The organism is Aliisedimentitalea scapharcae (assembly GCF_045277565.1).
Classification (GTDB): domain Bacteria; phylum Pseudomonadota; class Alphaproteobacteria; order Rhodobacterales; family Rhodobacteraceae; genus Aliisedimentitalea; species Aliisedimentitalea scapharcae.
In genome coordinates this window covers 4,168,602-4,183,119 of sequence record NZ_CP123584.1, presented here as the reverse complement: position 1 = coordinate 4,183,119, position 14,518 = coordinate 4,168,602, and the positions used below count along the sequence as shown (strand labels likewise).

Here is a 14,518-nt window from a genome sequence, read left to right as displayed (position 1 = left end):
TGCGTTAACCACACAAGAGTGTTGAGGAAATCTGAATGTGACAACCTTGTAAAACACCGGCCCAATGCTTACCGTCTTAGGGTTCCGACGGCACCGGTCAACAGGCGCATATTCGGGATGTTAATCTGCAAATCAGGCAAGGATCGGGTATGGAACCCACCCTGTTTTCATTCATTTGGAAATACTCAAAACGGCAACAGCTGGTATTGCTGGGGCTAACGATTCTCACGTTTCCCTTTATTTATGCGACGCTGGAATTACCCAAACGTATTATCAACGATGCTATCGGGATGCAGGCGGCATCCTATGATGTGCTCGGATTTGAATTGGGTCAGACACAGTATCTGATGTTGCTGTGTGTGGCATTTCTGGGTGCCGTGCTGGCAGCCGGGATGCTCAAGATGCGGCTGAACACCATGAAAGGTGTTCTGGCCGAACGGATGTTGCGGCGGCTGCGGTATTCGCTGATCGCCCGCATGATGCGGTTTCCCAAACCCTATTTTCAGAAAACGTCGCAGGGCGAACTGGTATCGATGATCACCTCCGAAGCCGAACCCATGGGGGGGTTGATGGGGGATGCCGTGGCCCAGCCCGTGTTCCAGGCCGGACAGATGCTGACCATTGTGACGTTTCTGTTCATGCAAAGTGTCTGGTTCGGATTGGCATCGGTGATGCTGATCCCTCTGCAGGCCTGGGTGATCCCGCGCCTGCAGCGCCAGATCAATCTTTTGAACAAGGAACGCATTCAGGAAGTCCGTCATCTGGCTTCGGAAATCGGCGAAAGCGCTGCAGGCATCAGCGATTTGCGTTCGAACGGCGGATGGCGGTTTCGGCTGGCGTTGATCTCGGATCGGTTGGGGCGGCTGTTCGACATCCGGTTCAAGATTTACCGCAAGAAGTTCTTTATGAAGTTCTTGAACAACCTGATCACTCAGCTGACACCGTTTCTGTTTTATTCGGTCGGTGGTTATCTGGTGATCAAGGGTGAGATCACCGTGGGGGCGTTGGTCGCGGCGTTAGGGGCTTACAAGGATCTTAGCGCCCCTTGGAAGGAATTGCTGACTTTTTACAACCAGATCCAGGACATGTCGTTGCGCTGGACGGTTGTGACGGAACGGTTCGCCCCCCGCAACATGGTGCCTGAAAAGCTGTTCCAGGGGGAGCCGGACAGTATTCCGCATCTGACGGGGTCCGTGGTGCTGGACGATGTGACCGTGCGGGATGCAGACGGGAATACCATCCTCGAAGACATCTCGCTGAAGATTCCGCCGGGGGCGAGGGTGGCCATCAAAAGCCCTGTGCCGGCTGAACGGGCAGCCTTTGCGCAGTTGTTGACCCGTGAGGTCGTCCCGTCACACGGGACGGTTACCCTCTCCGGGCACAAGTTGAACGATCTGCATCAGGCAGTGATTGCTGCGCGTGTTGGATATGCGCATTCGCGCCCTTATCTGTTTGACGGCACGTTGGGCGATAACCTGATGATGTCGCTAAAGACACACCCGCACACGGGATTGCCTCTAACACGCGAAGAAGAACGCAGGCTGAACGAAGCAAAACGATCCGGGAACAGCGAATATCTGCTGGATTCGGATTGGATCAACCCGGATCTGGCCGAACTCAGCGACCGCGAATCCATTTGTGATTGGTGGTTCCAACTGGTTCAGGCGATGGGCATTGATGAACAGCATTTCCGCCGCACTCTTTTGTCACGTCTTGATGAGGCCAAGCATCGGGATCTGGTTCGTGAAATCATTGCCCTGCGGCCAGTGGTGCATGAAAAACTGAAACAGGCCGGGCTGGATGATTTGGTGTTTCGCTTTGATCCTGAACAGTTCAACCCCGCTGTTCCATTGGGCGGCAACCTGCTGTTTGCATCACCCACGCGTGAGATTTCCCAGGAAGCATTGGCGATGGAGACCGGCTTTTACGAGCTGATGCAAGAACTGGGTATGGCGCGCGAAGGTATGGAAATTTCGTTGGGCGTGATGGAAACCCTGCAGCATACCTTTGGCCAGGAAGACACCGACCACCCGTTGTTTCGCCGGTTGGGGCTGGAACCTGAAATGTATCGGCGGCTCAGCGATATCGTGAACCGTCGCAAGGAAGTCGGCGAAAGCAAGCTGAGCCGGGATGATCGCGCTTTGTTGATGACGGTCCCCTTCCTGTTGACGGCTGAACAGATCGGTGCTGCTTTCCCGGAAGAATACAAACAGAAGATCTTGGATATCCGTGCCAGCAGCGGCCCGCGCATTCTGGCGTCCACCGGGGACATGTTCCGCCGGGTCGCGCCCGATACTTATGTGCCGCGGCTGACGGTTCTGGAAAACCTGCTGTACGGTCGGATTTCGTTGCGGGCAGGTGCACGGGCTCAGATGATAGAAGACATCGCCGCCGAAGTCCTGAACGCGCATGGGCTGCGCCAGCCGATTGCTGCCGTTCTGTTTGACCTCAAGACCGGCTTGGGTGGCTCCAACCTGCCCACAGTGTTCCAGGAACGCGCGGCGTTTTCGCGGGCGGGAATCAAACGCCCGGACATACTGGTCATGGATACGGTTCTGGCCAGTCATGACGCCGAAAGCCGCCTGCAGACCCGTCACCAGCTGCGTGAGTTGCTGCCACGTTCGATCATGATCTTTCTCGAAGAGCAATTCGCTCATCCCGAAAGATATGATCTGTTTGTGGAAATCAAGAACGGTCGTGTGGACGGTGTGAAGCGAACGCAACAGGCGATGGGTGCGGATACTGCAACTGCGGATCTTCAACGCAAGATCGCGGCGATCACGTCGAACGATCTGTTTGCCCGTCTCGATGAGCGCAACCAAAGACTTCTCGCTTTTTCGGGGCAGTGGGTTAACGTTTCAGCCGGGCACCGGTTGTTCAGAGCAAATGAAGTTGCCGATTCTGCCTATTTGTGTGTTTCGGGCGCTGCGGAATTGCGGTGGCCGGGGAGCAGACCTGATGACCCTGCATTGACCGTCATTGAACCCGGGCGTCTGATTGGAGATTTGACGATCCTGACAGGTGGGGTCCGGCGCATGGATCTGACGTCCACTACAGAGAGTTGCTTCTTGCGTTTGGGGGCCGAAGAATTCAGGGCGGTCATCGAAAACGATGCCAATGTTGCAGTGGCCATGTTGGAGACCGTGGCAGGCCATCTGGAAACAGTTGGCCGCGCGTTGGAGTCGATGGATATTGATTTGGCGAGCGTGATCCGCAAAGGGTGGGACATCAAGACCGAAGATGCCCAAGACAGTGTGAGTGGACAGGATGTCGGGACCTAGCGCGTATCAGCCACAGGAAGCACGGATTGCCGCTTTGCGGGGGCGGGCGGAACTGTGGCGGACCGGAGTAACGTTGGCTGTCATTGCGGTGACGACCGTTGGTCTTAGTCTGGCTTTCAGCGCTGTGATCAAACAGCTGACGCCACCGCAATGGAGTTCGGATCTGGCGCTGGGCGCAACACCCGGAGCGTTGCTGGTGTTATTGGGTAGTTTTGGGTTCAGCATCATTGGCGTGCACCTGGGCGTTCGTCTGGTACAGCACCGATCCGTGTTTGATCTGATTGGTCCGATGGGGGTGTTCTGGCGGCAATTTGGTCGGGTTTTGCTGTACCTTTTGGCCCTGACATTTGTCCTGGGCATGTTGCCGCCCTATTCGGTCGGCGAACCGCTGGTTCCCAATCTGCCGATTGATCGATGGTTGGCGCTTCTGCCTCTGTCGCTTGCGGCCTTGTTGATCCAGACCGGTGCCGAAGAAATCCTGTTTCGCGGTTTCGCCCAGCAATCACTTGCGGCGCGGTTCCGCTCGAAATGGGTGTTCCTGCTGATCCCGTCTCTTCTGTTTGCCTTGGGGCACTACATCCCGGCGCAGGCGGGCGACAATGCCCTTTTGGTGGCTGTTTGGGCCGGTGTTTTTGGGTTGGTTGCTGCGGATTTGACCGCCCGCTCTGGAACCCTGGGACCGGCCATCGCCATGCATTTCTTCAATAATACCACAGCGGTTCTGATCGTCTCTACCCCAGGAGAGCTGAGCGGCCTGTCGCTTTATCTGTTTCCATACGAACTCACGGACACCCAGGCCGTGCGTCCCTGGCTGATCGTCGACCTTGCAATCATCGGTGTCAGCTGGCTTGTTGCGCGTCTTGCCATTCGCCGCTGATTGCAATTGTTGTCACAGACGCTTATTTGAGCGCAGAACCGCCCCAGCAGAGGCCCGCCATGAACTGGATCACAAATTACGTTCGCCCCCGGATCAACTCGATCTTTTCGCGTCGCGAAGTCCCCGAAAACCTGTGGCAGAAATGCGATGAATGCGGGACCATGCTGTTCCACCGCGAACTCAGCGACAACCAGAACGTCTGCACCAGCTGTGGCCATCATATGGGCATCACACCGCGTGCCCGGTTTGATGCGCTGTTTGATGGCGGTATCTTCACCGAGGTCGATGTGCCTGAACCCACTGCTGATCCTCTGAAATTCAAGGATCAGAAAAAATATCCTGATCGGATGAAGGCGGCACAGAAATCCACGGGTGAAAAAGAGGCGATGCTGGTTGCCACCGGTGAAATCGGACGCACTCCGATCGTCGCTGCGGCCCAGGACTTTTCCTTCATGGGTGGGTCGATGGGCATGTATGTGGGCAACGCGATTATTGCCGCCGCCGAAAGGGCCGTGGAGCTCGGTCGCCCCTTGATCCTGTTTTCGGCTGCAGGTGGCGCGCGCATGCAGGAGGGCATCCTGTCCTTGATGCAGATGCCACGCACCACTGTGGCTATTCAGATGCTCAAGGAAGCAGGCCTGCCTTATATTGTGGTTCTGACCCACCCAACCACCGGCGGGGTGACGGCCTCTTATGCGATGCTGGGGGATGTGCAGATCGCGGAACCCAATGCGTTGATCTGTTTTGCCGGCCCGCGGGTGATTGAACAGACCATCCGGGAAAAGCTGCCCGAAGGGTTCCAGCGCGCTGAATACCTGCTGGATCACGGGATGTTGGATCGGGTAACGCCACGCACGCAAATGCGGGAAGAGCTGATCACCATCACCCGGATGTTGCTGAATCAACCGCCCGCGATCAAGGGCGACTTGCCCGCCCCCGATGAAACCGAAATGGCAATACCGCAGCCATCCAACGAACAGCCCGCCGAGGCCAAACCCGAATGACCACACAGACATCGGATGCCATTCTCGCCCGGATGATGGCGCTGCACCCGAAAATCATTGACCTGACACTGGACCGTGTCTGGCGCCTTCTGGATGCATTGGGGAACCCGCAGAACGATCTGCCTCCTGTGATTCACCTGGCTGGAACCAATGGCAAGGGGTCGACCCAGGCGATGATCCGCGCAGGGGTGGAAGGTATGGGCAAATCTGCCCACGCCTATACCTCCCCGCATCTGGCACGGTTTCACGAACGCATCCGGCTGGCGGGCGAACTGATCAGCGAGGACCACCTGACCGAAATTCTGAATGAATGTTATGCCAGCAACGGTGGCATCGACATCACCTATTTCGAAATCACAACCTGCGCGGCTCTGTTGGCTTTTGCCCGAACACCTGCCGATTACACTCTGCTCGAGGTCGGTCTGGGTGGGCGCCTGGATGCAACAAATGTTCTGGACGCGCCCGCGTTGACTGTGATCACCCCCATCTCGATCGATCACGAGCAATTTCTGGGTAATACACTCGCCAAAATCGCGGCAGAGAAGGCCGGGATCATCAAACGCGGTGTCCCTTGCGTGGTCGGTCCCCAACCCGACGAAGCGCTCGCGGTTATCGAAGACGTGGCAACCCGTCTTGGTGCGCCGCTTTTGATCCACGGACAGGACTGGCATGTCAGCCAGGAACGTGGTCGCCTGATTTATCAGGACGAAACCGGTTTGCTGGATCTGCCGCTTCCTACCCTTTTGGGCGCGCATCAGATTCAGAACGCCGGAGCGGCAATCGCGGCCCTGCGCCACCTTGGCGCGGACGATGCCGCCTGCGAGGCTGCGATGGTCAACGCCGTCTGGCCTGCCCGAATGCAGCGCCTCAAGACCGGCCCGTTGGTCGATATGGCACCTGAGGCCGAACTCTGGCTGGATGGTGGCCACAACGCCGCCGCAGGCATTGCGCTGGCCGATGTTCTGAGCAACTTGCCTGCACGCCCGACCCATCTGATCTGCGGGATGCTCAATACCAAGGATGTGACCGGCTACATGCGTCCGCTGGCGGCCCATGCGACCAGCCTTGCCGCGATCTCGATCCCGGATGAGATCAATACGCTCAGCGCCGAAGAAACCAGCGCCGCCGCAACCGAGGTTGGCTTGCAAACCGCAACGGCTGACAGCACAGCCGACGCGCTTGCCGCCATTCTGGCACAGGATCCGCAGGCCCGGGTTCTGATTTGCGGGTCGCTGTATCTGGCCGGGCATATCCTGCGCGAAAACGGTTAACCCCCGGTTTCGCTTCTTTCTGGTCCCAAATACCTCGGGGGTGAGGCCGCAAGGCCGAGGGGGCAGCGCCCCCTCTCTTAGGTGTCGGATTGCCCCCAGTCCTTGTCCTGCATCTCGCGCAGACGCGACGCTGTACGTTCGAATTCAAAGGTGCCCTCGCCTTCGACGTACAGCATCTCGGGCTGCGCCGCCGCGGAACAGATCAGCCGTACCCGTGCCTCGTACAGTGCATCAATCAGAGTGACAAAGCGTTTGGCCTCGTTGAAATTGTTCCGGCTCAGGCGCGGGATGTCCTCTAGCACCAGAACCTTTACCTCTTGGGCAATGGACAGGTAATCCCCCGGTCCCAGCATCTTGCCGCACAGATCGTAAAAGCTGGCTCGTCCCACGCCGTTGCGAAAAGCGGGCAGAACGACTTCGCGTCCTTTGACTTCCAGGGTCAGCGGGCTGGCCTCGCCTCCTGACAGATCTGTCCAAACTGCGGAAATCTGCGCTCGGGCGCTGGCGTCGTTGGGCGCGAAATAGACCTGTGAACCCTGCAGGCGGTCCTGTCGATAATCCGTCGGACTGGCCAGTTCATGGATTTCCATCTTGCCCTTGATCAGCTCAATAAACGGCAGGAACAACTGCCGATTCAATCCGTTCTTATACAGATCATCTGGCACCCGGTTGGACGTGGTCACGACAACGACATCCGCTGCAAACAGGGCTTCGAAGAGGCGTCCGACAATCATCGCATCGGTGATATCGGTGATCTGCATTTCGTCAAAAGCCAACAGGCGGACGCTGGACGCGACGTCTGCTGCTACTGGCGCAATGGCATCGTCGACCCCACGTTGACGGGCCTCGTGCATGGCGCTGTGGATCTCCTGCATAAAGGCGTGAAAATGCACCCGGCGTACCGGGATGTCGCCCAGGCTGTCCACAAACAGATCCATCAACATGGACTTGCCGCGGCCAACCCCGCCCCACAGGTACAACCCTTTTGGAGCCGGTGGTGGCGCAGCGCGGCGGAATAAACCGCGTTTGACAGGATCAGCGGTCAACCCGTCGGCAATCCGTTGAAACTGTGGCATGACGTCCTGCTGCACAGGGTCCGGGCGCAGGTCGCCCGCCGCAATTCGTTGTTGATAAAGCGCATTCACATTTGACATGACCCAGCCATACCGCGCGCCACAAATGAAGAAAAGCGCCCGATGTTATCCTGATACGTCGCGTCAGTTCAAATTTCGTTTCCCCGGCCGTCAAAAATTCTGATTTGATCCAATTGCCAGACCCGTTAAGTTGGTTCTTCAGTTTTTCGGAAAGACGCGCGATGGACAAAGGTCACTCCTTATTCACCCCGGTTTTGATCGTGGGGTGTCTGATCGTCACGATCAATTTTGCAGTGCGCGCGTCGTTTGGCGTGTTCCAGATCCCTGTTGCGACTGAATTCGGGTGGTTGCGTACCGAATTTTCGATGGCAATCGCCGTTCAAAACCTGGCCTGGGGGATCGGCCAGCCGATATTCGGGGCACTGGCAGAAAAGATAGGGGATCGCAAGGCGATCATCCTGGGGGCTTTGACCTATGCAGCGGGCCTTGTGTTGACGGCCGGGTCGAGCACCCCGTTCGAGCATCAAATATATGCGTGGTTGGTGGGGTTCGGCATTGCTGGGACCGGGTTCGGGGTCGTGTTGGCCGTTGTCGGACGCGCCAGTTCGGATGAAAATAGGTCGATGTCGCTGGCAATCGTGACGGTGGCCGGATCGGTGGGGCAAATCCTGGGTGCCCCGGCTGCGGAATGGTTGCTGACATTTCTGCCGTGGCAGCAGGTCTTTGTTGTGTTTGCAGGTGCGGTTCTTGCAACCATCCTGTCGCTCCCATTCATGCGGGCCCCGATTGTTGCATCCAAACAGGAACTGCAGGAAAGCATGGGGCAGATCCTGATCAAGGCGTTCAAGGACCCGTCCTATACTTTGATCTTTGTCGGCTTCTTTAGCTGTGGGTATCAGTTGGGTTTTATCACAGCGCATTTCCCGGCCTTTGTCACCGAAATGTGCGGACCGATTCTGCCCGGAGGTATGTTGGACAATGTTGGGGTTTCATCGACCTCTTTGCTGGGAGCGGTGGCGATTTCTCTGATCGGAGCGGCGAATGTCGTGGGGACGCTGACTGCAGGGTGGGCTGGCAACCGGTTTTCCAAGAAGTACTTGCTGGCGGGTATTTACACAGGCAGGACACTTGCGGCGAGCCTGTTCATTCTGCTCCCGATCACCCCGACGACGGTTGTGCTGTTTTCGGTTGCGATGGGATCGATGTGGTTGGCTACGGTTCCGTTGACGTCTGGATTGGTCGCGCATCTTTACGGGGTTCGCTATATGGGAACGCTGTACGGGATCATCTTCTTCAGCCACCAGCTGGGCAGCTTTCTGGGGGTCTGGCTGGGTGGACGGATGTACGACATCTATGGCGATTACACGTTGGTCTGGTGGATCGGCGTTGGCATTGGTGCGTTCAGCGCCATTGTTCACCTTCCGATCCGTGAAAACCGTCCCAAATCCGCGGTTGTTGCCGTCTGAGTAGGCGGTATGACAACAGGTGGATGTTCAGTTGAGCCCGTCTTGCAATGTTTCGCGCAGCGCATCCAAAACCGCGTCGGTATGTGTATAGACCAGGCCATGCCCCGCGTCATCGATGACCTCCTGTTTGGCGGATCGACTGACAGTGGTCAGTCGACCCAATGACGACAGGGGGATGGTCGTGTCGTGGCGGGCCCAAACCGCCAACAGCGGCACGCCCGCGCGGTGAACCTTCTGCAGATCCTGGCTCATGTCTTTGGTCAGGATGCCACGCAATGCGGCGAGCACGGCCGGAACATAACCTTGGTACCGCAGTTCGTTCTGCATAAGATTGCTGATATCCGGCACCGAACTGGGCTGGCCGATTTCTGCGCGGGCGGTGCGTCGATGGAGAACGGGAAAACAGGCCAGCATCAACCAGTCTCCAATCAGCGGCACCTTTTGTATGATCTCAGTCAGGCGACCAAAGTCGGTGTTCAGCCCCGCCGAAGCCAATAGGACCAGCTGGCGAACTCTGTTGGGGTATTGGGAAGCAAAGGCGGTCGCGATCGCGCCGCCCATCGAATAGCCGATCAAGGTGAAGTCATCGTCAACATTCTGATCGGCCAACAGCTCTTCGAGTTGATTGACAAAGAAGTCCTGGTTCTGTTCTCCGGTTGGCCGATCCGAGTATCCGCGCCCGTACAGATCATACACCAGAACCCGGTACCCCATCGCAGACAGCCCGCTTGCCAATCCTTGCCAGACAAAGGATGGCGTGGTCAGACCGTGAACACATACCGCAACCGGCCCTCGGATCGGGCCAATCCACTGGTAATGCGTCAGACCGAGGGACAGGGTTGCAAACTGTCCCGGAGCGTTCTGGCGGATCTGGGTCGACATTCTGGACCGTCGGCGTTCGATCACGACAGGGATGGCTGCCACAACAATCAGAACACCAAGAACCCAGATCATTGCTGTTCCTTCCACTTCTGCAGGATGTGGTGGCTGGTCATCAGGTCCAGATGCGCCCCGCCGCCATTTTTGAAGATCGTGATGTCATCGGCATTATAGCTGGGGAAACGGTCAAGGCTATAAAAGTCGGCCAGAACGTGGTCACGTGAAATCACGCCTTGTTCCAACGGGATCTTGAACTCGCCGATATGATCCAACGTGGTATCCAGACTGTCGGCATAGACCTTGCTGCGCAGTAGCGCGGTGTCGTCGGTTTCCCGCATGTCGGGGCGATAGGCACCGATCATGTTCAGATGTTGTCCGGGGCGCAGCCAATCGCCTAAAACCACTGGCGTAGATGACATGGTGGCGGTGACGACGATGTCGGCGGCGCGCACTGCAGCCTCCAGTTGGGGCGCAACCAGCGTCCCTGGGCGGCTGTCCACCAGATCCTGCGCCTTGGGCAGCGTTCGGTTCCAAACCCGGATTTGTGCGTTCGGAAAACCGGCCGAAAAGGCGTCTATCAGAGATCCACCCACGGTCCCGGCACCCACGATCAGAATCTCACGGCTTTCCGGGTTGGCCAGTTTCAGGGCGCCCAACAAGCTATCCCCGGCGGTTTTCCATTTGGTTACCAGGTGAAAATCAAGCAGCGCCGACAATGTGCCATTGGCGTCATCAAACAAGGAGACCGCACCGTTGATCATGGGTGCTCCTTTGTCGGGATTGCGCGGGAAGATTGTCGCTGATTTTACCGCAATCCCCATGCCGTCGATCCAGGCCGAGCGGCTTAGGAGAGTGTCAGGGTCCCGATACAAAAACGTGTCGTCGATTTCGGCCTTGGGCAGGCTGTGACCGGACACCAGAGCACGCGTGTATTCAACCCAATCGAGCAGCGCATCGCCGTCGTCAAATGTGATGAATGGGGCACTCATGCGGCGTCCTCCGTGCTCAATAGACCTTCTGCCATCAGCCGATCCGCCCAAAGCTGGGGGTGCGTAAATAAATGGGTCTGCCACCCACGCGCGGCTGCGGCGTCGATATTGTCCTGACGGTCATCGGCAAAGATAAGGCGAGCCGGCGCGATACCGCAATCCTGTTCGACCATTTCATAGATCACCGGCTCGGGTTTTGCGGTTTTCATATGACCCGAGACATAGGCCCGATCGAATTCTCCGAGGAACGGGTATTCCGCCTTTGCGATGTCCCAGTTTTGAACCCCGATGTTGGACAGAATGAATGTGGGTACACCTTTGGCCCGCAACGCCCGCATCAGACGTACAGAATGTGGGAGCGCAGGGGTCGCCAGATCCAGCCAATTGTCATGCCACATTCGAATTTCATTGCGCCAACCTGGGTATTTGTCAGCCCAGTCATAAACGGTGTCTGTGAAATGATGGCCACGATCCACCAGATCGTTCATGCCATGCAGGTCAACTTCGTCAAACATGGCCCGCCGGCGCGCCTCTCCGATTTCGGCGTCATAGAAGCGTTCCGGTTTCCATTCGATCAGCACATTACCGATATCAAACACGACGGCTTCGACGGGCATGGGCGTGTCCTTTCCAATTTGGTCATTACAGGAGCGTGTCTCTCACCCGACAGATACAAGCCAGGCTCGCAGGATCAAGCAAAACGCTCGCGATCAAACGGAATTCAACAGATCATGAGCCATGGCAGGGGGCGGGGCTTGCCCCGGACGCTGCCACGCCCAACGGCTGTTATTGTTCCAGGAACAATGACAGCGGGCGGGAGCCCTTGGTCCAGATGATCAACCTGGGCGTTTGGCGGCCCGCAATTCGCGTTCCAGGGCATCCAGAAACCGAGAGCGATCCGCTTTGGAAAACGGCTTGCCGCCGCCACCTGCGCCCAGCGGGTTGGCAGCGCGTAAATCGGCCATCAGATCGCGCATGGCCAGTTGTTGGCCGATATTTGCCTGCGTGAATCGCTCGCCATTGTGGCGCAGCACCTGAGCGCCCGCCTCGATACACTTGGCGGCAAGCGGGATGTCACCGGTCACCACGACGTCACCGGGGCCGCAGCGCTCGGCAATCCACATGTCGGCCACATCGGCACCTTCGGATACGATCACGTTTTCGACCAGTGGGTTTTGTGACGGTCGCAACCCACCGTTCGAAACGACGAACATCTTCAGTCCGTGGCGGGTTGCGACCCGCTCGGCCTCCTGTTTGACAGGACAGGCATCCGCATCAATGTACAGCACCACTATTCCGCGGCCTTGTCAGGCTTTTCAGCCTTGGGAGCTGTCACTTTTTCAGCAACTTTAGCTGCTTTCTTGACCTTGAATTCATCCGGGATCGGCATCCGGTTAAACGCATCCAGGCCGGCGATCTTATAGGCTTCAGCCAGGGTCGGATAGTTGAAGGTGTTCTGGACAAAATAATCCACCGTCCCCTTCAGGTTCATCACCGCCTGGCCAATGTGAATCAGCTCGGTCGCGCCTTCGCCAACGATCTGCACACCCAACACTCGGCGGGTTTTCAGGCTCAGCAGCATTTTCAACATGCCGTGTTCCAGCCCCATGATGTGCCCACGCGATGTTTCGCGGAACCGCGCGACACCGACTTCATAAGGGATGCCGCGTTCGTGCAGTTCCTCTTCGGACATGCCGCAGGTGGACATTTCCGGCACCGAATAGATGCCATAGGGGTACCAGGGGCTTTCCGGCAGCGACGGGGTTTCCAGTGCGTGACAGGCGGCAACACGGCCCTGTTGCAGTGACGTTGACGCCAAAGACGGGTGACCGATCACGTCGCCCGTGGCATAGATGTGCGGCACATTGGTCTGATAGGTCTTGCGATCGACGCTGACCCGGCCCCGGTGATCGGTTTCCACCCCCAGCGAGTCGAGGTTGAGCGAGGCAGTTGCGCCCATGCGCCCGGCGGCGAACAGCAACATTTCACCCCGAACGTGACGACCATTGGCCAGGCTGACTTCGACATGGTCACCGGCATCTTCGATCTTTTCAACGGCCGACCCCAACCGCAGGTCAACACCGTTTTCACGGATCTGATGGGTGAAATCCTGAATCAGGGTGCGGTCGATAAAATCCAGGAAACTGTCGCGCGGCTCGATCAGCGACACCCGCACATCCAGCGCCGAGAACATCGTGGCATATTCTACCCCGATCACACCGGCACCAATGACCACCAGAGAGCGTGGAATTTCTTCCATCTCAAGGAATTCGTCCCCATCGACCACGGTCTTGCCGTTGAAGGGGACGTAATCCGGGCGATAGGTCCGGGTGCCCGTGGCAATCAGGAACTTTGATGCTGTCAGACGGGTCGTGTCGCCCGCTTCGGTGGCGACTTCGATCTCATGCGGGCCTATGAATTTGGCCAGCCCGTTCAACGTGTCCACATGGTTGCGGTTGAACTGATGTTCCAGAACATCGACCTCATGGTCCAGCGTCATATGCAGCCGCGCCTTTAGGTCCTCGGCTTCGATCTGGTCCTTGACGCGGTACGAGCGCCCGTAAAAGCTGCGTTCCCGCCAGCCTGACAGGTTCAGCACGGTTTCACGCAGGGTTTTGGACGGGATGGTGCCGGTATGTACCGACACGCCGCCCAGCCGGTCCTTGCGGTCGATGACCAGAACCCGGCGTTTCAGTTTGCCCGCCTGAATGGCGGCGGACCGGCCCGAGGGGCCGGATCCAATGATGATCAGGTCATAGTCGAAGTCACTCATGGCTTAGTCCCGATACAGGGCGTCTGCGTGAAAGCTCACATGCTCTTCCATGAAGGTCGATACAAAGAAATAGCTGTGATCATAACCTGGCTGCATCCGCAGGGTGGCCTGCTGACGGCGTTCCGCGACTGCATGGGCCAAGGCTTCTGGCTTCAACAGGTCGATGAACTGGTCCGAGGTGCCGGTGTCGATCAGAATCGGCCCGTCAAACCCCTTTGCCTTCATCAAAAGCGTGGCGTCATGTTTGACCCAGGCGCTTTCATCGTCGCCCAGATAGGCGCTCAGCTGCTTGCGGCCCCAATCGCTGGCGGTTGGGTTCGAAATGGGTGCAAACGCTGAAACCGATTTGAACCGGCCGGGCAGGTTCATCGCCAGGGTCAGCGCGCCGTGGCCGCCCATCGAATGGCCGGTGATTCCCTGGCGGTTCAGATCAATGGCAAAGTTTTCACCCAGCAGAGCAGGCAGCTCTTCGGCGACATAGTCCCACATTTGAAAATGCGATGCCCAGGGGGCTTGGGTGGCATTGACATAAAACCCAGCGCCTTGGCCGAGGTCATAGGCGTCATCATTGGCAACCCCTTCGCCGCGCGGCGAGGTGTCAGGAAATACCAGTGCGATGCCCTGTTCAGCGGCCCAGGACTGGGCACCGGCCTTGACCATCGCGTTTTCATGGGTGCAGGTCAGGCCCGACAGATACCACAACACCGGCACCGGGCCGTCTTGGGCTTCTTCGGGCAGAAACAGGCCAAACGTCATGTCACATTTGGTGGCGCTACTGGCGTGCTTGTAAACACCCTGAATGCCCCCAAAGGCCCTGTTCTCTGCAACGGTTTCCATGAATCGACTCCTTATTTGCTGTTGGCTTATCGCTAACGCCATGGGAG

Annotated in this window: 12 protein-coding genes; 5 read left to right on the top strand and 7 right to left on the bottom strand. The window is 57.7% G+C overall.

Going from position 1 to position 14,518, the window contains the following annotated elements; all coding sequences use genetic code 11:
• The first annotated feature begins 149 nt into the window (after nucleotides 1–149).
• The 4 genes from QEZ52_RS19445 to QEZ52_RS19430 are packed head-to-tail and all read left to right on the top strand — an operon-like array spanning nucleotide 150 to nucleotide 6,433.
• On the top strand, nucleotides 150–3,281 hold the full coding sequence (locus QEZ52_RS19445; protein WP_406646297.1) for an ABC transporter transmembrane domain-containing protein: 3,132 nt from the start codon (nucleotides 150–152) through the stop codon (nucleotides 3,279–3,281).
• On the top strand, nucleotides 3,268–4,158 hold the full coding sequence (locus QEZ52_RS19440) for a lysostaphin resistance A-like protein (protein WP_406646295.1): 891 nt from the start codon (nucleotides 3,268–3,270) through the stop codon (nucleotides 4,156–4,158). The genes QEZ52_RS19445 and QEZ52_RS19440 overlap by 14 nt, the downstream gene beginning before the upstream one ends.
• A 59-nt stretch (nucleotides 4,159–4,217) precedes the next feature.
• Nucleotides 4,218–5,162: an acetyl-CoA carboxylase carboxyltransferase subunit beta gene (accD, locus tag QEZ52_RS19435; protein ID WP_406646293.1), complete on the top strand. Its 945-nt coding sequence runs from the start codon at nucleotides 4,218–4,220 to the stop codon at nucleotides 5,160–5,162.
• Complete coding sequence (locus QEZ52_RS19430; protein ID WP_406646291.1) at nucleotides 5,159–6,433, top strand: bifunctional folylpolyglutamate synthase/dihydrofolate synthase; 1,275 nt, start codon at nucleotides 5,159–5,161, stop codon at nucleotides 6,431–6,433. The genes accD and QEZ52_RS19430 overlap by 4 nt, the downstream gene beginning before the upstream one ends.
• Before the next feature lie 77 nt (nucleotides 6,434–6,510).
• Here the strand turns inward: QEZ52_RS19430 and zapE are convergent, their stop codons facing one another.
• Entirely contained in the window at nucleotides 6,511–7,587 is a 1,077-nt protein-coding gene (zapE, locus tag QEZ52_RS19425; protein WP_406646288.1) for a cell division protein ZapE, read from the bottom strand.
• A 161-nt stretch (nucleotides 7,588–7,748) separates the two neighbouring features.
• On the opposite strand from zapE, the gene QEZ52_RS19420 reads away from it, so the two are divergent.
• Complete coding sequence (locus tag QEZ52_RS19420; protein WP_406646285.1) at nucleotides 7,749–8,993, top strand: MFS transporter; 1,245 nt, start codon at nucleotides 7,749–7,751, stop codon at nucleotides 8,991–8,993.
• A 27-nt stretch (nucleotides 8,994–9,020) separates the two neighbouring features.
• Here QEZ52_RS19420 and QEZ52_RS19415 read toward each other — a convergent pair whose 3' ends face one another.
• The 6 genes from QEZ52_RS19415 to fghA all read right to left on the bottom strand — a co-directional run bounded on the left by QEZ52_RS19415 (nucleotide 9,021) and on the right by fghA (nucleotide 14,471).
• Nucleotides 9,021–9,947: an alpha/beta fold hydrolase gene (locus QEZ52_RS19415; RefSeq protein ID WP_406646282.1), complete on the bottom strand. Its 927-nt coding sequence runs from the start codon at nucleotides 9,945–9,947 to the stop codon at nucleotides 9,021–9,023.
• Nucleotides 9,944–10,861, bottom strand: a complete 918-nt coding sequence (locus QEZ52_RS19410) for an ornithine cyclodeaminase family protein (protein WP_406646280.1) — start codon at nucleotides 10,859–10,861, stop codon at nucleotides 9,944–9,946. Before QEZ52_RS19410 ends, QEZ52_RS19415 begins: the two co-directional genes overlap by 4 nt.
• A complete protein-coding gene (locus tag QEZ52_RS19405) occupies nucleotides 10,858–11,478 on the bottom strand; it encodes an HAD family hydrolase (protein WP_406646278.1) in 621 nt (206 codons plus the stop codon). The genes QEZ52_RS19410 and QEZ52_RS19405 overlap by 4 nt, the downstream gene beginning before the upstream one ends.
• Nucleotides 11,479–11,697: 219 nt before the next feature.
• Nucleotides 11,698–12,156: a YaiI/YqxD family protein gene (locus QEZ52_RS19400; protein ID WP_406650576.1), complete on the bottom strand. Its 459-nt coding sequence runs from the start codon at nucleotides 12,154–12,156 to the stop codon at nucleotides 11,698–11,700.
• Nucleotides 12,153–13,634 carry a Si-specific NAD(P)(+) transhydrogenase gene (sthA, locus tag QEZ52_RS19395; protein ID WP_406646276.1) on the bottom strand — a complete coding sequence of 494 codons (1,482 nt, stop codon included), beginning with the start codon at nucleotides 13,632–13,634 and terminating at the stop codon, nucleotides 12,153–12,155. Before sthA ends, QEZ52_RS19400 begins: the two co-directional genes overlap by 4 nt.
• Nucleotides 13,635–13,637: 3 nt before the next feature.
• A complete protein-coding gene (gene fghA, locus QEZ52_RS19390; protein ID WP_406646274.1) occupies nucleotides 13,638–14,471 on the bottom strand; it encodes an S-formylglutathione hydrolase in 834 nt (277 codons plus the stop codon).
• Nucleotides 14,472–14,518 lie beyond the last annotated feature (47 nt).

Coding starts and splice junctions, on each gene's coding strand:
- QEZ52_RS19445 (WP_406646297.1), top strand. CDS start 150: ATGGAACCCACCCTGTTTTCATTCATTTGGAAATACTCAAAACGGCAA.
- QEZ52_RS19440 (WP_406646295.1), top strand. CDS start 3,268: ATGTCGGGACCTAGCGCGTATCAGCCACAGGAAGCACGGATTGCCGCT.
- accD (WP_406646293.1), top strand. CDS start 4,218: ATGAACTGGATCACAAATTACGTTCGCCCCCGGATCAACTCGATCTTT.
- QEZ52_RS19430 (WP_406646291.1), top strand. CDS start 5,159: ATGACCACACAGACATCGGATGCCATTCTCGCCCGGATGATGGCGCTG.
- zapE (WP_406646288.1), bottom strand. CDS start 7,587: ATGTCAAATGTGAATGCGCTTTATCAACAACGAATTGCGGCGGGCGAC.
- QEZ52_RS19420 (WP_406646285.1), top strand. CDS start 7,749: ATGGACAAAGGTCACTCCTTATTCACCCCGGTTTTGATCGTGGGGTGT.
- QEZ52_RS19415 (WP_406646282.1), bottom strand. CDS start 9,947: ATGATCTGGGTTCTTGGTGTTCTGATTGTTGTGGCAGCCATCCCTGTC.
- QEZ52_RS19410 (WP_406646280.1), bottom strand. CDS start 10,861: ATGAGTGCCCCATTCATCACATTTGACGACGGCGATGCGCTGCTCGAT.
- QEZ52_RS19405 (WP_406646278.1), bottom strand. CDS start 11,478: ATGCCCGTCGAAGCCGTCGTGTTTGATATCGGTAATGTGCTGATCGAA.
- sthA (WP_406646276.1), bottom strand. CDS start 13,634: ATGAGTGACTTCGACTATGACCTGATCATCATTGGATCCGGCCCCTCG.
- fghA (WP_406646274.1), bottom strand. CDS start 14,471: ATGGAAACCGTTGCAGAGAACAGGGCCTTTGGGGGCATTCAGGGTGTT.